This is a genomic window from Henriciella pelagia, assembly GCF_002088945.1.
Classification (GTDB): domain Bacteria; phylum Pseudomonadota; class Alphaproteobacteria; order Caulobacterales; family Hyphomonadaceae; genus Henriciella; species Henriciella pelagia.
In genome coordinates this window covers 112,752-133,647 of the sequence record NZ_NCSU01000014.1, presented here as the reverse complement: position 1 = coordinate 133,647, position 20,896 = coordinate 112,752, and the positions used below count along the sequence as shown (strand labels likewise).

Below are 20,896 nucleotides of genomic sequence, written 5' to 3'. Positions count from 1 at the left end.
TGTCCGTCGTCAGGTATTTGAGACTTCAGGCTGCCTGACTTAAGGAGGGTCTGGCGCATCTGGGTTGAGTTAAGCAGCGGATTGGGCGTGCTGCAAGCGCCGTAGTTTCATGGTCCTCCTTTTGATTTTCTCACGTTCCAGCAGAATGGTCTGGCCGCGGCCCGTATAGACATCTGCCGGAGTGAGATTGTTCAGGCTCTCGTGATAGCGCTGGTGGTTGTAGTAGCCAACGAACGCGTCGATCTGCGCTTCGAGGTCTCCCGGCAGGAAGTAGTTTTCCAGCAGGATGCGGTTTTTCAGGGTCTGATGCCAGCGCTCGATCTTGCCCTGGGTCTGGGGATGATACGGCGCGCCGCGCGTATGCTTCATTCCCTTGTCGGCAAGATACTCAGCCAGATCGCCAGAGATGTAGGAAGGTCCGTTGTCTGAGAGTAGTCTTGGGCGATGGATCACGTTTACTTCATCGAGTCCGGAAGCCTCAAGCGCCAGGTTCAGCGTATCCTGCACATCGCTCGTCGCCATGCCGGTACAGAGCTTCCAGGCAATGATGTAGCGGGAGAAGTCGTCAAGCACGGTGGAGAGATAGAACCATCCCCAGCCGATCACTTTCAGATAGGTGAAGTCGGTCTGCCAGAGCTGGTTCGGCCCGGTGGTCTTCTCCCTGAACTCATCAGCCGCTTTCATCACGATGAAAGCCGGGCTCGTGATCAGGTTGTGCGCCCTCAAAAGCCTGTAAACACTGGCCTCGGAGACGAAGTAGTGCTTCTCATCGGTGAACGTCACCGCCAATTCCCGGGGAGATAGTTCCGGTTGATCCAGGGCCATTTCCAGTACCTGCTGACGCACCTCGTTCGGGATGCGGTTCCAGACCCGGCCGGAGCCGCTGCGCCGATCCTCAAGCCCGGCTTCACCGAACCGCCGGTAAAGGTCATACCAGCGATAGAAGGTCGGACGTGACACGCCGATCTGTTCCAGTGTCTTCTTCACCGGCTGGTGTGATTGTTCGACCAGCCGGATGATCTCCAGCTTCTCAGAGGCAGGGTATCTCATTCGGTATCCTCCCCATCCCCGATCACGCTTTTTTTCAGAATGCGGTTTTCCAGCGTCAGGTCGGCCACGACTTCCTTCAGATCCCGCATCTCGCGCTTCAAGCCGCTCACCTCACCGGACGTCGCCTGGCGCTCGGTATCGCCGGAGAGCCGCCTCTTTCCCGCTTCGAGGAATTCCTTCGACCAGGTGTAATAAAGGCCCTGGGCGATCCCCTCACGCCGACACAGTTCGGCAATCGAATATTCTCCGCGCAGGCCTTCCAGAACAATGCGGATCTTCTCTTCGGCAGAGAATTTGCGCCGGGTCTTACGGCGTATCTCTTTCACATGTTTTTCGGCCGATCCTTCCGGCCCGGATTTCTGTCTCATCTTCGCTCCCTTGGCGGGCTACGATGTGCCAGAAATCCTCCTTAAGCAATTTGGCCGATCTGTCTCATGGTCGCTGACGGGGAACATTTATTGTCTTTGTTGTGCATGACTTTTTAATAAGAAATGTTGCATAATATGGAGCATGACCCCTATATTGTGGGTGATGGAGACAGAACATGACCGCGCTTGCAAAACTAAAAAGGAAATTGCGCCCCGGACAGGTGTACCGGCGCAAGGAGCTTGCGACCTGGTCAAACGCTGTCGATCGACATGTTGGACAGCTGCTTGACGAAGGACGCCTCGAAAAGGTTGGGGCAGGGCTCTATATGGCTCCGAAGAAAACTCGGTTCGGGCAGGCACCCGCCAAGCCGGAGAAGCTGGTTGAGTCATTCCTGGGGGATGACCGGTTTCTTATGGTTTCGCCAAACGCCTATAACAGCCTCGAATTGGGAACGACGCAGCTCTACAATGAGCCGGTAGTTTATAATCGCAAACGGCACGGCCATTTCGAGCTGGATGGCCGACGCTATGACTTCCGCATGCGGACCTCTGTTCCTTCAAACCTCAGCGAAGAATTCCTCCTGGTGGATCTGTTGCACAACCTCGATCGGCTTCCCGAGGAAAAGGCAGCAGTGCTTCCCAAGGCACTTAGGCGTGCGCGACGTATGGACCGCGCGCGACTGTCACGTGCGGTGAAGGATTTCGGATCGGCGCGGGCTGCAAGGCTCCTCAAGCCTGTATTGAACCCTGATCAGGCAACCGCCGCGTGACCCTCCTGCACGCACTGCCTGATTTTGCCGACCTCATCGCTGTTGCTGCGCGAAACAACACTATCGATCCGGGCCTCATCGAAAAAGACTACTGGTTGATGCACTGCCTCTGGGGACTGCAGCAGCTTGACTATAAGTTTGAGCTGAAAGGCGGAACTTCGCTGTCAAAGGGATACGGCCTCATCGACCGTTTTTCGGAAGACATCGACATCCTGATCCACCCAGAGACCGACCTCCAGTATGGCCCAAACCACAACAAGCCTGCGCAGGTAAAGGCGCGTCTCGAATTCTTCAACGGTCTGGCCGAAGCCATCAAAATTCCTGGCATTATCGAAGTGGTCCGCGACGAAGAGTTCGACGACACACGCCACTATCGCGGCGCAGGCATTCGATTGAAGTATGAGTCGGTGAATCCACTGCCAGAAGGGCTGAAGGCAGGCATCCTGCTCGAAGTCGGGTTCGACCAGGTGGCGCCGAACCGGCCATGTACGATTTCGTCCTGGGCTTACGAACTTGCAGTCGAGAGTGGGATTGCAGACCTGACCGACACCCGCGCGGTCGATGTGCCTTGCTATGAGCCGGGCTATACTTTTGTCGAAAAGCTCCAGACCATCTCAACGAAATTCCGAAAGCAGCAGGCGGACGGCGACATGCCTGTCAATTTCATGCGCCACTATTATGACGTGTACTGCCTGCTCGCTGACGCCTCAGTGAAAGAGTTCATCGGAACAGACGCGTACAAGGACCACAAGGCCAAAAGGTTCCGCAAGGCAGATGAACCGGACCTCACCAGGAACGAAGCCTTTCTGTTGAGCGACGCAGAAACGCGAAAGGCGTACGCGGACGCTTATGCGAAGTCACGAGCGCTTTACTACAGGGAGCCTGCACTCTTGACGATATTCTGGCACGCATCAGCCGGCGCCTGCCGGAACTTTGAATGATCGTTGCTCGCAGGGAAACCTCTAACCCTCTGAAATAAAAGGAATTACTAGCTTACTCTTTTGTTGGGTGCGCCCTCCCGCACCCAACAGGCCCCTGATCTTCGGATCGGGGGCTTTTTTTGTTTTCAACGTTCGTCGAATGCGGCCGTTTCTGGACTTGCCATCGCCGGGAAAGACAGGCGCGTGGAACTCGCTGTTCGAGGCAGAAGGGCTTCGAGGGACACACTTGCACGTTCATCGAGGCCTTCGAGCGGGCGGTCGATGAGTGTTCAGCCAAGTCCATGAACCGTATAACGTCAATAAGGGTGGGTGCCACACTCGAAAGCGGTCAGTCGCTTCACCGGTCCGAAGGCCGGGGGCTAGCTGCCGTCTTCATCGCTGCCGAAATCTTCAAAGTCCTTCTTCCACTGAATGGAAAATTCCTGACCATCTTCGGCAGCGGTCGCAGCTTCGACTTCAATATTGCGGATCGGCTCCCATTCGATTGCGACGCCAGGGGTGCCGGCATCGCCTGATCGGACTTCCAGATAGACATTCTCTGTCAGATACTTGCCGCTGGTCACTTCGACGGCGCCGCTGGAAGAGCTGCCGACATCAAGCGTATCGAGGCCAAGCGCCTGTTCGATGCCACCAAGCAGGTCAAAGCCTCCGCCGCCTGAGAGCTGCGCCAAGGCTGCGGCAAGCCGCGCTGTCTCAAGTGTCGAGAGCTGGGATGGGGAGCGGCCGAAAAGAACGCGCGAGAGCACTTCATCATCCGGCAGGACCGGGTTTGAGGTGAGGTCGACTTCGGGGCGCTTTACCGTGCCGCTCACATTCAGGATCGCCTGGATGTCGTCCTTTGTCTCGTGCGTCGCGGAAATGTTCAGGCGGCTGGCGCTGATGTCCTGGCGGAGGTCGACGGAGCTGTCGCCAAATGTGAACCGCTTGCCAACAAGATCAAACCGGCCACGAACAATCCGCGCTTCTCCGGTGATGACGGGTTCACCAATCGTGCCCTTGATGTCGGCGTCGAGACCAAGCTCGGCATTGACCCCACGGCCATTGATGTCGATGCGCCCTGGCGCACTGAGCTGGATGTCGAGACGCGTGGCCGCTTTTTCCTCCGCTTCGGCCTCTTCTTCCTGAGGCTGCTCGAAGGACACGTCGAGCGTGGGCGGACCTCCGCTCGGCAGTTTCTCGATATTGATCGCGCCTTCATCGACAACCAGGTCTCCGGTGATTTCAAGAAGGTCGGGCTGTTGATTGACCTGCATGGTTCCGCTGACCGTGGCGCGACCTTCGCGGCGTTCGGTGACGACGAGGCGGTCTGCGGTCAGCTCAAGATCGCTCGCGCCAGACCCATCCAGCGACATGGCTCCACTGCCACGAAGCGTGCCGCCGGACCGGCCACGCGCATCGAAACTGGAGAGGGTAAGGCGCCCCGCGCCGAGGCTGGTCGATGCGTTGATGCGGTTCAGCACCATGCCGAGATCGCCGTGTTCGAACACGCCGTCTGAGAAATCGAGCGTGCCGCCAAAGGTTTCATCAAGTGTTGGCAACTGACCCGACAGGTCGAGATCCACGACGCCTTTCAGCACCATCTGAGGGGGCACGAAGAGCGCAGCGATAGCTTCGATCTGGCCGTCAGCTGTTGCCCGGAATGGTATCTGGCGGTCGGGGTCCCGTGTGATGAAGGGCGGCGCGCCGCTCGTGATCACGGGAAGGTCGAGCGTCGTACTGGCAGTGAGCGCCTCATTGTCGAGCGCGCGAACTTCCATGGCCAGAAGAGCAGGCTGCAGGTCACCGCTGAAAAACAGGTCGATCGGTGGCAGGTCGGAGCCCTGGCGGGAGATGCCGAGGATCTCACCGCGCAATGGCCCCGACAGGCCACCATCGGCCGTCTCTTTCAGGTCCGCCGTAATGTCGATGGCGCCGGAGAGAGCAGGACGACCGGCGAGGGTCAGGACGGGCGCGATTGCGAGGTTCTTGCCATTGAGGACGATCTGCGTCGAGCCACGCGTTGTCAGGCTGGCCCCCAGCGTGCCGCCGAGAGCTGCGAGGTCTGCGGTGGCATCGAAGCCATCATCATACTGGGTGAAGCGAACTGGGGACTGGGTGGTCAGTCCGATATCGCCCAGCAGGGCGGTGACTGACGCGGTGAGGTCTAGTGGTGCGTCGCCGCTGAGGCCGGCAAGTACGCCGTCCACGTCGAGGGACGTGTCATAGTTCAGGCCATCCAGCTCTGTCCTGCCATCGAGGTCGATGATGAAATTGGCTTCCTGAAGGGTGCCTGTGGCGCGAACAACCAGCGCGTCTGCCGATGTCGGACCAATTTCAAACGTGCCGAATGTGGCGTCCAGCGCCAGCCGGTCACCCGTAATGGCCGCGTCGAGGTCAATGTCGCGGGCGGGAAGTCCCTCCGGCAAAGTTCCGGAAACAAAGGCTTCGCCGCGCAGGCTGGCGAGGTCGCCGCCGCTGCCAGCGAGATTGGCATTTGCCTTGAGGTCGGCCCAACCGGCCTCAAGCCCATTAAGAGCCCAGTTGCCCTCATTGAAGGAAAGAGCCGTCGATGCGGTAAGTGGTCCAGCCTCGCTGTCCGCTCCAAGATCGACGACAGCATCAAGGCCGTCATCTCCAAATGTTCCACCCGTATTGAGGCGCACATCGCTGAAGCGATACTCGCCTCGCGAGATGGCCGGTGAAGTCAGGCGTAGATCAAAGCGAAGATTATCCATGGATCCGCTGACATCGCCCTGGCCATTGAGTGCGGTCAGATTTGCGCCGCCGACGACAGCTTCGCCAGCTGACAGCGCAAGCGAAGCGGACACGTCGCCGTCTGCCGAGATGACGCCAGACCCGTTTGCTTTCAGCGACCTGCTCTCCAGCGTCAAGGCGCTCAGCGTGACCCGGCCATCATTGCCGTACCGGCCATTGGCAGTGATGTAGGCCTGGCCGTCCGACCATTGATCGAGAGGCGCAGGAAGGCTGCCGAAATTCGAAGCATTGAGGCGGGTGGAGCAGTTCGTACCATTGTCGCGTGCGCGCGACAGCTCGAACTGCCCCTGCGCCCTGACTGGACGGGAGAGGCCTGCGGCCGCGCCGTCCAGCTGGAAGCTGCCTGCAAGATCAGCAGAGGGGACTGTGCCGAGCGTGACGGTGCCGGCAGCCGTGACACGGCCGGCAACGCCGCGCACGAGGAGTTCGCGAACCGACAGGATGCGCGTGTCGAGGTCGAACTGGGCGTTGGTCTGCACCAGTGGGGCGCGGCCCGCGATCCGGCCAGCAGTGCCAGGAATGGCTGTTCCTTCGCCTGTCAGCGTCGTCCGGACGGAAATGGATGGCGCGTTGTACACCGCGATAACCGGACCGGAGACGTTGTCTGCACCGAAGGAGGGAGCTTCGATGCCATTCGCTGAAACGTTCCCGTCGAACCGGGCTGTGCCGGCATCGTATACCAGATTGCCATCAATGATGGCCCGCGCCACCGAGACCGAATCCTGCTGCAGGAAGCGGTCTGGACTGTCCGTCATGAGACGAAGATCTGCCGACCATGCGCCTGTCTCTGCCTGGCTGATCTGTGCGTTCAGGCTGAGAGCGTCGGCATCGGCGGTGAGGTCAAGCCTGGGACCATCACGACCTGTTGAAAGATCACCGACCAGGGTAAGCGTGTCGCCGAGATAGTCCGTGAGCCGGGCCGTGAGTGGGTGTAGCGCGGGGTGAACGCTGGCCGTAAAGGTGATTGCCTCACCTGCGGCATTCGCCTCGATCGACAGGGCGCTTTCCTCGCTAATGAGAACGCTGCCGTCTGCGGACCACTCGTCGAGCGTGCCGCTGGCGTCCAGTGACGCACCGATGGATTGTTCCGGGTCGAGACGGGCAAGTGCAGCGAAGAGGCCGCCGGCAGGGCCTTCAAGATCGAGCTCACCCGTGAGGCGCAGGTCTTCAGCCCATGAGAGGTCGGCGGCAAGTCGGTCGCCTTCTCCATTGAGCGGAACCACGGAAAGCCGGCTCGCACCACTGCCGTCACGCTCAACGCGGGCCAGGCCTTCAATGCCAAGCGAGAGCGGTCGCGGCAGCACGCCCTCATCTGTGCGCAGTTCGCGGATGATGAGATTGTCGAGAGCGCCGGCCCGGATGGGAAGCGAGCCGCCGGACGAGTCTTCCTTTTCGCCCGGCACGAGCATCGGGCGCCGAAGAACATGGATGAGATCGGCTTCGAGATCATCAATCAGCAGGGCACGGCGACGAAGGGCGAGTGGTTTCCAGTCTGTATACAGATTTTCTGCAACCAGCCAGACCCCGCTCTCGTCGGCAATCGTCAGCCTGCCGATGCGAAACTTGCCGAGAAGGTCACCGCTGAGATTCTCAACCTCGATGTCCTGGCCGGACGGCGCAGCGGCCTCTATGCGGGCCTCGACAAAGTTGCGTCCAAGGCTCGATTGCGCCGCAAAGCGCAGGGCGAGGAGCAGGATCAGGACAAGTGCCAGCAGGCCTGAGAGGATAAGCAGGGCCCATTTGATTGCTGACCGCTTTCTGCGGGGGGCGTCGGGTTCGGATGTCATCAGAAGGCCTGCCCGATGGAAATATATATCTGCAGAGGATCGTCGAACTCATCCGGATTAAGAGGGGCGGCAATATCGAGCCGGATTGGCCCGGCTGGCGTTGAGTACCGCACGCCGAGGCCCGCGCCATACTTGGCATCATCGAAATTGGAGAACTCATCGGCGGAGACGGCGCCGGCATCCAGGAAAGCGACGATGCCGATATTGGGGCGCCAGCGATAGCGGGTCTCGATTGAGGTTTCGACGACGGACTTGCCGCCGAGCGGTGTGCCGTCATCGGATTTCGGGCCGATGCCCTGATAGGCATATCCGCGCACGCTGCCGCCGCCGCCTGAGTAAAAGCGGGTGTCGGCGGGCAGCTCTGCGGCGTTTGCGCCGAGCACAGCGCCGATCTTGAACCGACCAGCGAGCACGAAACGCTGCTGGCTGTCGAACGGTACATAGGCGCTGACCTGGCCGAGCGAGCGGACGAATGGGTTGGAGTCGTCGCCGAAGGCATAGCTCGGCTCAACGCGGGCATTGGCGCGCCAGCCCGAACGCGGGTCGAGCAGACTGTCCGTATGGTCGAGGCGTGCTGCCCCGTACAGCGAAACGATCTGGAGATCGCGTTCGTCGAACTCGTCGGTCTCTTTCGCGATTTCTCCCATTACACCGTAGGAATAGCTGAATTGTGGTCCTTCAACCACTTCATAGCCGGCACCGAGAATAAAGGACTGGCGCTCATATGCGTCTGTGATTTCGTTGGAAATGCCGGTGTTCAGGACAAGGCCGCGCCCGTAGCCGAATTCGTTGGGACGGCGCCAGTCGATGGTCAGCGACTGCTCCAGTTCGGCAATTGTCAAATCGGAGACAAGCAAGTCGCCGCGCCGCGTCAGGTTGCGGCGCGTGAGTTCGGCGTTCACACCTGCGCCTTCGCTCGTCGAATAGCTTGCGCCGAGTGCGATCGTGTTGCGGGGACGCTCCGTGAGCGTGATTTCGACATTGCGAATTTCCGCGCCGTCCTCGGCCGTTCCGCTCGGCGTGTCGGCAAGGCTTGCGCGCGCAACCTTGAACAGGCGCGTTTCAGCGAGGCGCGTGTTTAGCAAAGACAGTTGTGATGGCGTGTATTGCTCACCAGGTTCATACGGAATGAGACGACGAAGGTAGCTTTCCTTCGTGGCAATCTGGTCTTGCGGAATGATCGTCGCACCAAACTGCACGCGCGGGCCGGCCTTTACGAGGTATCTCACATCGAGCGTTTCAGCCTCGCGGTCGCCGAAGACCTGGCGTTCGGACACTTCGGCGTAAGGGTAGCCCTGATTTCTCAATGTGGTGGCGATCCAGCGTTCGGCGTCAATCACCGCTGAAGGGATGGCGCGGCGGCCCGCTTTCACCGGAAGGTCCCTGCGGATCAAAGCAGCATCCTCATCGCGAGGAGGCGTGCCGTTGAAGTCGACCTCGATGGAGGCGAGCGCAAACTCAGGACCTGGATCGACGCGCAGGCGTGCAACGGGCGGCTCGGAATTTTCAATACCCAGATCAATCGTCGGGTTGTAGTAGCCTTCGCTATTCAGTTTGGCCGTAATTGCCTGAACGGCGCGGCGACCCTGACGGCGGGCTTCCAGGATGGTCTGAGGCTGAGTTTCGTCCGGCAGCGCATCGCGAATCGATGAGGCGAAATCAGGGGTGATCTCATCGCCCGTAAACTCAAGTCGTACCTCGTCCGCCGCAGCGGCTGAGGCTGCAATAATGGCAGTCGCGCAGAATGTGGTCAGTCTTGTTCTCATCCCGTCCGAGCCGTGCTGGCACAAGTTTGGTCCAGCCATGCAAGTTGCGCACTAAGCCGGGTTTTTTGCGACAACTTTCTGCATCGCGTTGGGTCTAGAGAAAACTAACGCCCAGACAGGAGTCGCGTTGCCATACGACACGGCAATTGACAGTTTTACGTGACAGATCGTCTTCTGGATGGACAATCAATGCAAATGTTGCGGGTGCTGTAGATCCTGCAGGGAGTTCTATGCGTGCACCGGCAGACGACATGTCGAGCACGCGAACCGGTATGGTTTCGCTGGATTCGTCCTGCCGGAGCAGGCCAGACTTGATTGAACGGAACCGCATGTAGCGGCGCGCATCCCTGAGTGTATTCGAAGGGCTGGACTTCATTTTGGTGTGGCTCTTCAGTGATACAAAGTCCCTACATGCCACAGCGTGGTATCCAAATCCTTGCCAGTTCCGACCTTATTTCACCCAAACCTTATACCCGGCTCAGCGCGTGAAAACGAGGTGCGACGGTAAATTCCAGTTGCGGAAAGGCCGCAGGCCCTTGAATTTGCCTTTGGCCCATAAAGATTACTGCGGGATGATTGCTCACATGCACACGCAACGCCCGGCGCGCGTAAACCTCCCCGTGACGATGATTAACAAAGCCGTGCAGAATTTTCCTGTGGTTTATATCACCTTTAACCGATTGTGTGCCCCTATGCTTCTGCAAGATCTGCAACAGGAAGGGCGGAACGACAGGAATTCAGGAAAAGCGGCAAAGTGCTTTCCGGTGACGGCTTGACGAAACAGATGTCACCTCAGCCACAGCGCAGCGAGAAGACGGGGCGAAAGCCCTCTCCCTGAATGAAGGAAAAGCCGATTGGCGAGGCTCTTCGCAACGCCTACCGGGATGTCCTGACCGAACCGGTCCCCGACAAGCTGCAAGATCTTATAAAAAAAACTGCGCGACGAAGAGCGCAAGAAAAACAATTAGGGACACGGTACCAGCCGGTCCTGCATGGAGAAGGTCGGTGGCAGAACGCAAGCAGGGCGAATTGTCTTTTGTTGATCGCCTGGAGGCCCTAATTCCGGAAATGCGAGCCTTTGCGCGAGGCCTCTGTAAAGATGCGGTGCTTGCTGACGATCTGGTTCAGGACGCCTGCCTCAGAGCCTGGTCCTCCGTAGACAGCTTCGACCCCGAGCAATCCATGCGTCCCTGGGTGTTCCGCATCCTGCGGAACGAATACTACATGATGCTGCGCCGTGCCTGGCGGAACGTGAATATGGAGCCGGACTTCGCCGAGAATGCGCTGATCCAGGAGGGAGTGCAGGAGATCCACCAGGATTTCAGCCGTATGGAACAGATCATCTATTCGCTTCCTGACAATCAGCGCGATGCTCTACTTCTCGTCCTCGCCGCCGGCATGACCTATGAGGAAGCGGGCGAGATTTGCGGCTGTTCAGCCGGTACGATCAAGAGCCGCGTGAGCCGGGCTCGCGAGACCGTCGTGGCGCGTTTTGAATCAAGGGAGAAGTCCCTTCGTTGCGTTGAGGGCGGCCGCCAGCAAGGCATGACGGAACTGCTCAGCCGTATCGACCGCCTGACCGCATCGATGGCCGCGGTTGCCTGATCGGATCGCTGCCTGTAGCGCAGTCAGATGACACCTTCTCCGCAATGGCTTCTCTCCGACCGGAGTGAACTGACAGTGCCTCCGGCTGCAGTGGGAGTCGATGAAGTCCGCCGCGCGAGCGCGCTGCGGACTGGGACCCTTGCCGAAAATTTCCTTCATGCCCGCCACACGGCCCGAATGCTCGTTGCGAAGGTTGAGGGTTGTCCAGCGTCCGCGGTCGAGCTTTGCTCGCATGATGATGCAGCCCCTTCAATTGCCGGGCTTCCCACGCTCGGCATCTCGTGGTCGAGGTCCGGACCGCTGGCGTTTGCTGCCGTGCTGAGGGACGGGCGGATCGGATGCGATATCGAGCAGGTCCGGCCGCTCTCTCATCTGGCCATGCTGAGTATGATCGCCAGCCCAGCGGAGGCGGCGCTGATCCGGGGACTGACCTCAGACGAGGGCGAAACACCGCTCGCCTTCTTCCGGCTCTGGACCGCGAAGGAGGCCGTCCTGAAATGGCAGGGCGATGGTCTTCGGGGCGGGGCCAAGTCGGTCGACATCCCGGCTGGCTTGCTTTCCGGAAATGTGAGACAGGTTGAGGTGGAGAGAGACGCCGGCGCGGTGCTCGTGCGGCAGATCGATACGGCGCAGGATCGCGTTGCGATGATCGCGTTCAGCGCGCGAAGATAGGCTTGAACATCCAGCCTGCGAGTGACTTGCCGCTCAAATGGCGCTCATCCTTCATGTCGAACACCATCAGTGTCACTTCACCGAACGGCGCGGCCGTGATGCCCTCCCGTAGCGCCTCGAAACCCATGGACGCGTAGAAATCGCGCATGCCAGGCTCGGCCAGGATCGCGATGTAGCGCCTTTTGTCGGCCGAAACGAATTCGAGCACTGCGCGCATGACGGGGCCCAGCGTCTTGGAGCCGCGCCTGTCCTTTGCCGTGACCAGTTTGGAGACGATCACCGCGCCCTGGTCCGGGCGGGGCAGAACTGAGGCGAGGTCGAACACGGCAAAGCGGGCCTCCTCATCGAGCGGATTCACCGGGATGATCTGAGCGCTGGAGACAAGCTCCGCACCGTCAAACAGGGCGAATGTGACGCCGAGCTTGTCTGCCTCGTCCGTCAATATTCGCGCTTCGTGATCGGCGCCGGCCATCGCGAACCGCTTCTCCGCGCAGTAGACGCGATAACGCAGATGCTGGACGAGCGGCATGACCCGCTGGTCAGCCACGATCAGTTCGAAATCACTCATATGCATCGTCCGAGACAGCCCAGGCGCGGGCAACGGGGTCGAATGCCAAACTGTAACGGCGACGGCCCGCAGGTCCAATGACGAATGGCTCATCAAGCTGGATTTTCTGTGGGTGTACGCCCCATTTGCGAGCGAAATGCTCCTTGATCGCGACAGCTTTGACGAGGTCCCGGCCAGTGCGCCCCCCGCAACCCCAGACGGCGCTTACGGTACCGGGAAGCCAGTCGCAGCTGATGACATCGGCCGGAGAGAGGCGGGTATGCGTGCCGTCGAAACGGGTCAGCGGGGCCGGTTGGTCGGTGTCCTTTCCGGTGAGAAAGGCTCGCCGCTCCAGTGCGGACAAGGCAGCCAACGGTCCCTTGGGGTAAGCTTTCTCGATGAGATCGAGACGCGCCCAGAGTGTGTCGCCGATCAGCGCTTCTATCGCGACGGGCAGGTCACCAGTCGCGGGATCGGGTCGTCCGGGGGTGCCGCGCACGGTCAGAATGCCGTCTTCGGGAAGCTCACTACAGATGACGAGACGGTCGATACGCACCGGATAGATGGCGTGTCCATCTGTGCCGTCGAACCATTCCTCCGGTGTCTCGTGGGGCGGGCCGTGGACCAATCCGTCGAGAATGACGGGGTCGAATGCGTCACCCGGCGTTTCGGCCCTTGTGAGGTCGATCAGGGCTTCGAACCCGGTCGCGCTGCGGCGAAGCTCGGTGACGGGCTGTAATGCCGGTCCGTGGAAAAGGTCTGCCGAGTGATATGGGTCCGCGCGTTTGCGGCCATGGCGCCTGACGTCGAGCCTGGCCTTCGGTGGGCGCAGCACGGATGAGACCTGGCCGGAGGAGATGTCATACCAGGGGGCATCGCCCGATAGAGCGTTGCGGCCTCGCAGGTTGGTTCGCCCGCCGGGCTGGGTCTGCGTTTCGACGGTCAGGCCCTGTGACCCCACACTTGCCCATCGCCGCGGAGAAAAGTCCTTCAATTCAAGAGGAAATGCGATGTTTTGAGAGACCGCAGCCTGCCGCATCGCCATGCCGGCCTGTGCGAGGAGCGGCAGGGCAGGAAGTGTGTAGGTCGGGCAATGAGAAGCGAGCCATGATGGCTCTGCAGGCGTGAATCGGGTCAGGCTCGTCGCGCTCACCTCTGGAGCGGCCTCCGAAATTCGGATGCTGACGCCGCGCATCTCGTAAATCCTCATGCCGTCGACCCAGATCGAACCGGTCCCGGTCACGATCGTCTCGCCTTCGCCTGCTACGACGCGTTCGATTTCAACAATTGGCGTGACCTGCCGGGCGGTCGGATTGACCTGGCCACGATAGGTCCAGGTGAAGGTTTCATCCGGTGCAATCGGTTCCCAGACGGGCTGGTCGTAAGGATCGGCGTGCCCGTTAAGGTCTGCGGCGCGGGCCAGTAGCTGGACCAGCATTTCAAGCCCGAGTGATCCGGGCTGCACAGGGTCTGAGAAGAAATGTGCCTTGAAATACCAGGCATACGGATCAACGCTTTGCCGAGCACGGATGCGGCCAAGACCGGCCTCGCCTCCCTTTGCCTCGAAACGGTCAATGACATCGAACAGGGCCAGCCGGTGGCTCGATGCGGGAAGGAGCGTTCCGGACTCTGTAGGCGGGTCAGCCGGCGCATTGAAGAAGGTCTGCTGTTCCTCACTAGCCTTGAGGCCAGCCTGCGAGGCCAGTGCAGCCTTGGTGAAAAAGCCGAAACTTGTCTCGAGTGAAACAACCGGTGTTCCATCGGCAAGCGTAGCCTCCAGCTGGAAAAACACGATGGTCATCGGGCCGACCCGTGAACAACGCGTCAGTGTTGTACGGGTACGGATCATGCCGTCACCGGGCCTGACCTGCCGTGCGGTTGCGCCCGAACCATCGAGGTTGCGGAAGCGAGTTTCACCAGACAGGGCAAAACCGGAATAGGAGGCGAGCCAGCCGCAGGGTTGAAGGATGACTTCGGTCAGCACGCTGAAGGGCATGGTGCCGGTTCCGCCGTCCTCGAAATACCAGGCATCGGGCGGAATATCGTATTCGGCGACAGCCGTCAGACCGGCCTTCTGCGCGCCGGCGGGCCCGGTCACAGAGAGGACGCGGCTGACCATGTGATAGGGTGGTTGTGGCAGGCGAGGCACCGCGCCAGCCGTATCGAACGGCTTGTACATTGAGCCAAAAGCCCGGCTCGGGGCGCCTGACCCGCACTCCATGAGAGCGGTTTCGTCGCCGCGCACATCGCATTCGTCATTCACATAATGCGGAACTTGTACGGGCCTCGTGGTCTCTGGCCAGCTGCGACGCAACCGGACACCGAAGCGCGGACAGTAGAAGACCTTCCGACCGTCCGATCGCGCCAGCAGGCTGGCGAAGAGCATCGGTTCTTCGCCATCGACGATCTCATCGACGAAGACTTCGTAAGTCACGTCATGATCGCTCTCTGGTGTTACCTGGCCGCGGCAATAGAAGACGGCCTGCTCGCCGGGAGCGGGTTCGAAGACATGGCTGTCGCGCTCAATGGTGAGGCCGAGTGCGGCGGCGGTGAATTCAAGCGCCTGGACTGCCGCCTCGGCCATCAGGGTGCCCGGCATGCAGGGGTCTTCGTGGAAGTGGCCGTCATAGAACCAGGCATCCTTCGGGACGTGGTGGCGGGCTTTCAGGTATCCGCGCTTCCATGGACCGCCCTGAGGCTCGAAGATTTCTACATCGTCGAAGAGGGCGAGGCGGCCGTCGGGCAGACAGGCGGGCCGTGTATGTGGCGCGGCACGCTCAAAGCCGGGCCCGAAACAGGCAAATGTGTCGCCTGCCCGGAATGCGGCGACCTCTGCCGCGTCGAATGCCGCTTTGCGTGAGGCAGGCACGTCCGCAAGGCGCGGTTCTGCTGTCGGTGGGCCATCGGCCTCAGCGTCCCAGAGCACGCCCTTTGAATCGGACAGTTCCGCGTCGGTGAAGAAGCCTGCCTGACCATTCCGTACCGACAGAAGCAACCGGTCGTCAGCATAGCAATCATACTCGAAGAAGAACATGCGAACGCCTGAAAGCTCCGCATGCCCTTTGATCGAAATCTGGAAGTGCAGCGTTTCGCCAGTCCGTGCCAGACCCCCTTCGTGAAAGGTGAGCTCACATCCGAGGAGACGGTAGACGCGGTCGGAGCAATTGAGCATATCCGCGCCCATCCAGGAGATGAGCGCAAGATCGGCCTGTCCCGCTTCAATGAGCGGGCCAGGTCGCATGACACCGTTGCTGACCGCCCAGTGTCCTTCGGTTACATCGGTCTCGGTCCAGATGGTTCCCTTGCCGTGCACCAGGGCCTCAGCATCAATTCCTGTGATGCGATCGCAGAGGAGCAGCGGCGGACGCGGCATGCGGACCTGCCGGCGATACTTGTCCTGCGACGCGAACTGTTCACCGAACACGTCCGAGATGTTGCCGGCAGCAGCGTGTTCGAGTTGGGCGCGGGTAAATTGCGGCCCGGACGGCGCCCGGCGAGCCAGTGGTGTGACGCCTGATAGTTTCTGCACCGGCTTGAGCGTCGGGCCGGTGCGGGCGAGGGCCGGCCTTTCCAGCAGGGCGGTTTCGCCCGTTGGCGGTGTCCAGGCTGTGCCCGGCGCTGGTGGCATTCTGCGCCCAAGCGCGGGTCTCGCAGGTTCTGGGCGGAATTGGCGGTGGCTTGTCAGGGATGGTGGCTCGGGCAGCGTACGCTGGGTTTTTCGGCGCGGCAGGGAGGGCGGAGCGGTGTGGGCCGGTAGCCGGATTTCGCCATCACGGGACAGCCTCGGCGTGATCGAATGCTCGCGGCACTCGTCGAGGCGGTGCTTCAGCCAGTCCACGTCGACCGCGTGTCCGGCCGCAAAGACCGATGCCGCGACAGAAGCGACGTCGCTGAGGCCGGGTTGGCCGAACCGGTCTGTGGCAATGGCGATGACGTCATTGCCAAGTGTTTCGCGAATGGCCCCGGTCAGCGTGTCGCGTGGTCCGATCTCCACGAAGGTGCGAACGCCGTCTGCATAGGCTTGGCGAAGGGTTTTGGGGAAATTCACTTCACGGATGGCCTGGCCGGTGAGCATGTCGGCAACAGTCTCGGCATCCGGTACATAGGGTTTGCTGGTGGCATTCGCATAGAAGCGAATCTTCTTCGGCGCCTTCGTCTTGCGATGGTGCAGGGACCGCCAGGTTTCGGCGTATGGTTCCATCATTGGTGTGTGCACGACAAGGTCATGCGGGACACGGATGGCTGAGCCTCCAATCGATTTCAGGACGCGTTGGCATGCGCCGGCATCGCCGGAGATCACCGCATCGGTTGGGCTGTAGAGAATGGTGAGGTCACAGCGCGGTTCGCTCCTGAGGGCAGCGCGAATATCGCGCTCTGGCGCGCGTAGCCGCCATGTTTCCCACTGCACCGGAGCGTCATCCTTCCAGGCGTGCTGCGCGGTCCGGAAGGCACCTGCGAGGTCATCAGTGTACATTCCGCTGTCGCCAATTGTTGCCATCAGGCCGTCGGCGTCTACCCAGGCCTGGAAGGCTATCAGCGAATTGGTTTCTCCCGATGAAAGCCCCATGGCGACAGTGGGTTGAAGGCCGAGAAGACCCCTCAGCAGAAGGCTCTGCGCCTGTGAGATGAGCGTGGTTGCGCGCAGCTGATCGAATGCAGAGGAAAGATCGCTGGACAGCAGGTCGGCCACCGATTGAGCGGCTGGAAACCTGCCCGCCACCATTGGGGCGAGTTCAGGGAAGGCAGCAAACAGGCCTTGTCCCATGCCGGAATATGCCGCGGCAGCACCGGTGAATACGAATGCGAGTTCGCCCTGCGCGTCGCCCTCGCCGAAGTGGACGCCTTTTCCTTCGGGGATGCGACCCGCTTTCAGCTCGGTGATGCTGCGCGCGCGCATCGTTTCCATTGCGTCACCAGTGTCCGCAAGAAGCGCCAGACGAACCTTGCCTGACGCGTTCTGCTTGCGGGAAGCAAGCCCGGTCACCAGATCGTCCCGGCTTCCGGCGGCATATGTCTCTAGCACCGGTGTCGGACGCAGGAGATCAGGAGCCGGAACAGGGCGCGCTTTGAGGCTGACGCGGCCACCGGACAACGCAAGCTTCAGTGGCTTGTTGGAGAAATTGGGAGACAGGCCAGCCGGTCCGAGCTTGTAGCCGCGCTCTGAAAGCTTTGCCGCGACGGCCAGCCTCGCGAGCCCGCCTGCCGCGTGGGACTGTCCGTAGAGGCGTTCAAGCAGGGTTTCTTCAGCGGGGTTGTCGCTGACCTTGATCGACTTCAGCCGAACGCCGTCTGCAGCGTCCGAGGTGCGTCTGACGATAAGCGCGACAGCAGCGTCGCCGCCGCCTCCTCCAGTGGCCGCCTGATGCACCGCATCATTTGAAAGGTCTGCCGCTGCGACGATGGCGGCGTCAATCTCACCGGCCTGCAGGGCTCGCGCAGCAAGCTCGAGCGCGCGGAGGCCGGATGCCTCCTCTTCCATGACGGCGAACCCCATGGCCCGCCAGTCGCCGCGTACATTGATACGGTTCGCAGAAACGTTCGGCATGGCGCCGAGTACATCTCCTGGCAGAAGCGGTGGGCAGATTGCGGCGCGCGCCTCGTCAGCCTGCTGACTGTCCGGCGGAATGTTGAGGCGGTTGGCAATGCGGGCGCGGAACATCCAGCGTGTAGCTTCGGCCGAGCAGGAAAAGCCGGTGAAGACGCCAACGCGCTCTCCTTCATCGAGGGGCGAGGCGTCGAGGGCCTCATCGACCGCGTCCCACAGTGCCAGCTGCTGGCCTTGTGCGGAGGAGAGTTCGGAAGGGGGCGTTCGCAATGTTCTCGGCTGGGCGACGATTTCGTCCATGGCTCGCCGCTCTGCTTTCGGGGGGCGGCTGAGACGCTGAAGGATGCGGGCGAGGCCCCGGTCCGGTCCCATATTGAGGCCAACCCCGCAAATGGCGAGCCTTGCCTTGTTCTTGTGAACCTTTGCAGGTGTTCGCGTGCCATCATCGGCCATGAGCACGAGGTGAGCATTATTGCCGCCAAAGCCGAAATTGCTGATAGCGGCAATCCGGGGCCGACCGGTCGGCCAGTCTACGCATTTCGCCGGGGTGAGGTTTGAGCCGCTGAAATCGTCGAGCGGCTCGCCATCCAGGCGTGTGGGGGGGATTGTGCCTTCATTGATCGCAAAGGTCAGCTTGATGAGGCTGGCCAGCCCCGCCGCGGTGATCAGGTGACCGAGATTGCCCTTGAGTGAGCCGATAGGCAGGTTGTCCACGCCACTGAAGAACTGCGATGTCGCCTTGAGTTCGACGGTGTCGCCTGTTGGTGTTCCCGTGGCGTGCGCTTCGACGAGGCCGATATCCGTGGACGGGTCGAGTCCGGCCATGGCCCAGGCCTCAGCCATGGCTTCTGTCTGGCCGTCTTCGTCGGGTGCGAGCAGGGATTTTCGGCGCCCGTCATTGGACAGGCCGATGCCGCGGATGACACCGAACACTGTTTCTTTGGCGCTGCAGTCTGACAGGCGCTTCAGGACGATGGCGGCTGCGCCTTCGGCTGGCACAAGGCCATCGGCACCCTTGGCGAAAGGGCGAGACCGACCGGTCTTGCTGAGCGCGTTCAGGGCACTGAAGCCCTGGTGCAAGATGAGATTGTCCGCGCCGTTTACGGCGGCGGCGATCGCGACATCCAGTGAGCCATCCTGCAGTCTGTCGCAGGCGAGTTTCACGGCATAGAGAGACGATGCACAGGCGGCATCGAGCGCAAAGGCACCTCCCTTCGCCCCCAGTGCGCGGGCCAGAATTCGGGCGGGTCCGCCGGTGTTGAACCGGTTTTCCGGGTGCACATCAGACTGGCCGTCCAGCCAGAAGTCAGCAGCAAAGTCAGAGAGCGCGCGGCTTGGATAGCCGAGATTGCCGGCGATGACGCCAAGCTTTTTTGCTTTCACCTTCGGGGCACCGGCCTCCATCCACGCGTCTCGCCCGGCATGCAGCAACCACTGGAAGAGTGGGTCGAGCGCCGCAGCGTCGATGTTTCCAAGCGCGTGCTGGTCCGGGTCGAAGACTTGCTCGAACCCTGTGACGAAGCCCCCGCGATATCCGAACGCAGACTGTTCCTGTGCCGTCACACCCCATTTATCCGCTGGCGCTGACGAGAGCAGGTCTTTTCCGCTGAGGACGGCTTGCCAGAGCGCCGTGGGCGATAGTGCTCCGGGCAGCACGCAGCCGCGTCCGACAATGGCTATGGGCTCGAACCGGCGATCAGCCATGTCCAAGTTCCGAGCCGATAATGAGTTCGACAGGACAGAGCGGTCCAGCGAGGAGTGCGTCAGCAAAGAGGTTTGCGCCGTCCTGCTGGGGAATGAGGCTCACACCCATTTCGGCGAATTTCGCCCGCAGACTGTCATCGACCATCCCGCCATCCCATGGCCCCCAGCCAAGGGACGTCACGCACGCTCCCGGATTGGCCGCCTTCATGCCGTGCGCGACCCGGTTCAGGATCTCATTCGCCATGGCATAGTCGGACTGGCCGGTATTGCCGTAGCGTGCGGCGACGGACGAGAAAAAGGCAATATGTTTCAACCGCCTGGCGTCGAGTGTTGAAAGGATGGTTTGCAATCCAAGCACTTTCGGCGAGAACACGCGTGCAATCTGTTCAGCGGTTTTCTCGCGGATCAGCTTATCAGCGAGGACGCCCGCACCGTGAACCAGGCCGGTGATGGGGCCGAACAGGCTTTCAGCATCGCGAATCGCGGCTTTTACCGCTGACGCATCTGCGACATCCGCAACAGCGTAGTGCACGCGGGAGCCTGCAGCTTCAAGCGCTGACAGCGTCTGGCGGATTTCGGCACCTGCGAGGAGGCGCGATGCCTGACGGTTGAGTTCGGCGGGAGACATTTTCTGGCCGCCCGCCTTCGCTCGCGCGGCGAGTGCGCCCCGCAGGGCTCTTTCGTCGAGGTCAGAAGCGAGTCCGGCAGGCCAGTCCTCAATGTGTGAGCGGCCGAGCAGAACGAAGTTCGCCCTGGTGCGCCGGGAAAGTTCGATGATGCAGGTCGCAGTCACGCCGCGCGCGCCGCCAGTGACGAGGAAGGTGTCTTGGGCACTTATTGTATCTGGCGAGCTGGGGGCATTGTGCGCGTCCACTTCTGCAGGCACGACGCGTCCAGTTTCAGACAGGCCGACACAGGGCGCGGCACCGCCCGACAGCAATTCCTCGACGACGCGATCTGCGGCAGGCCGCGCGCCGAGTGCCGCGAGGTCGACGTCGATTGTGCGCACTGTGATGGACGGAAACTCTTTCTGCGCCGTGCGGCCGAGGCCTGCTAGACCGCCAAGCCAGGCGCGCGCATCGCGCGGCTGGAAAGAGCCGCCTGTATCCTGCAACAGGACCAGCGCACCCTGACTTTGCTCCAGCCTTGGAGCTGCTCGCGACAACTGCGCCACTGCGCGGGAGTGTGCGGTCAGCGTGTCGCCGGAAAAACCGCTTGCAAGCACCAGTGCGTCGGCCTGGCCGCTTGGCTGGTCCACTTCGCGGACGACCAGACCGGCTTCCATCATCGCCTGCACAAAGTGAAAGTTCTGGGCCGGGTCCGGCCCGATAAACTCGATCAGCCTTGCTTCGCGCAGGCCAGGCGTCACACGCCCGACTGGCCGCTG

At 61.1% G+C, this 20,896-nt stretch carries 12 protein-coding genes; 5 read left to right on the top strand and 7 right to left on the bottom strand.

The features are described 5' to 3' along the window. Nucleotides 1-69: 69 nt before the first annotated feature. Nucleotides 70-1,418, bottom strand: a protein-coding gene (locus B8746_RS14580) for an IS3 family transposase (RefSeq protein WP_095380815.1) whose coding sequence is annotated in 2 segments (ribosomal slippage) — nt 70-1,085 and nt 1,085-1,418 — 1,350 coding nt in all. Because the reading frame shifts where the segments join, the coding sequence is not laid out codon by codon here. Nucleotides 1,419-1,594: 176 nt separating this feature from the next. On the opposite strand from B8746_RS14580, the gene B8746_RS14575 reads away from it, so the two are divergent. Next, nucleotides 1,595-2,188 (top strand): hypothetical protein, encoded by a 594-nt coding sequence (locus B8746_RS14575; protein WP_084394437.1) that lies wholly within the window; start codon nt 1,595-1,597, stop codon nt 2,186-2,188. Then, nucleotides 2,185-3,129 carry a nucleotidyl transferase AbiEii/AbiGii toxin family protein gene (locus B8746_RS14570; RefSeq protein WP_233124340.1) on the top strand — a complete coding sequence of 315 codons (945 nt, stop codon included), beginning with the start codon at nt 2,185-2,187 and terminating at the stop codon, nt 3,127-3,129. The genes B8746_RS14575 and B8746_RS14570 overlap by 4 nt, the downstream gene beginning before the upstream one ends. A gap of 359 nt (nt 3,130-3,488) precedes the next feature. Here B8746_RS14570 and B8746_RS14565 read toward each other — a convergent pair whose 3' ends face one another. The 3 genes from B8746_RS14565 to B8746_RS17625 form a co-directional block, all read right to left on the bottom strand. Beyond that, entirely contained in the window at nt 3,489-7,670 is a 4,182-nt protein-coding gene (locus B8746_RS14565; protein ID WP_084394436.1) for a translocation/assembly module TamB domain-containing protein, read from the bottom strand. Continuing rightward, entirely contained in the window at nt 7,670-9,436 is a 1,767-nt protein-coding gene (locus tag B8746_RS14560; protein ID WP_084394435.1) for an autotransporter assembly complex protein TamA, read from the bottom strand. Before B8746_RS14560 ends, B8746_RS14565 begins: the two co-directional genes overlap by 1 nt. Before the next feature lie 94 nt (nt 9,437-9,530). Further along, on the bottom strand, nt 9,531-9,767 hold the full coding sequence (locus tag B8746_RS17625; RefSeq protein ID WP_370233939.1) for a PilZ domain-containing protein: 237 nt from the start codon (nt 9,765-9,767) through the stop codon (nt 9,531-9,533). A 507-nt stretch (nt 9,768-10,274) separates the two neighbouring features. On the opposite strand from B8746_RS17625, the gene B8746_RS17620 reads away from it, so the two are divergent. The 3 genes from B8746_RS17620 to B8746_RS14545 all read left to right on the top strand — a co-directional run bounded on the left by B8746_RS17620 (nt 10,275) and on the right by B8746_RS14545 (nt 11,713). Continuing rightward, entirely contained in the window at nt 10,275-10,496 is a 222-nt protein-coding gene (locus B8746_RS17620; RefSeq protein WP_158084650.1) for a NepR family anti-sigma factor, read from the top strand. Continuing rightward, nucleotides 10,442-11,041, top strand: coding sequence for a sigma-70 family RNA polymerase sigma factor (locus B8746_RS14550; RefSeq protein WP_198943746.1), 600 nt, complete (start codon nt 10,442-10,444; stop codon nt 11,039-11,041). Before B8746_RS17620 ends, B8746_RS14550 begins: the two co-directional genes overlap by 55 nt. 177 nt (nt 11,042-11,218) lie before the next feature. After that, nucleotides 11,219-11,713, top strand: a complete 495-nt coding sequence (locus tag B8746_RS14545) for a 4'-phosphopantetheinyl transferase family protein (protein ID WP_158084649.1) — start codon at nt 11,219-11,221, stop codon at nt 11,711-11,713. On the opposite strand, the gene B8746_RS14540 is transcribed toward B8746_RS14545, so the two are convergent. Genes B8746_RS14540 through B8746_RS14530 form a run of 3 tightly spaced genes read right to left on the bottom strand, consistent with a single transcriptional unit; the run spans nt 11,697 to nt 20,878 of the window. Next, on the bottom strand, nt 11,697-12,281 hold the full coding sequence (locus tag B8746_RS14540) for a lysophospholipid acyltransferase family protein (RefSeq protein WP_084394432.1): 585 nt from the start codon (nt 12,279-12,281) through the stop codon (nt 11,697-11,699). The genes B8746_RS14545 and B8746_RS14540 overlap by 17 nt on opposite strands. Continuing rightward, nucleotides 12,274-19,509, bottom strand: a complete 7,236-nt coding sequence (locus tag B8746_RS14535; protein WP_084394431.1) for a polyketide synthase — start codon at nt 19,507-19,509, stop codon at nt 12,274-12,276. Before B8746_RS14535 ends, B8746_RS14540 begins: the two co-directional genes overlap by 8 nt. Continuing rightward, a complete protein-coding gene (locus tag B8746_RS14530) occupies nt 19,502-20,878 on the bottom strand; it encodes an SDR family NAD(P)-dependent oxidoreductase (RefSeq protein WP_084394430.1) in 1,377 nt (458 codons plus the stop codon). The genes B8746_RS14535 and B8746_RS14530 overlap by 8 nt, the downstream gene beginning before the upstream one ends. Nucleotides 20,879-20,896: the final 18 nt, after the last annotated feature.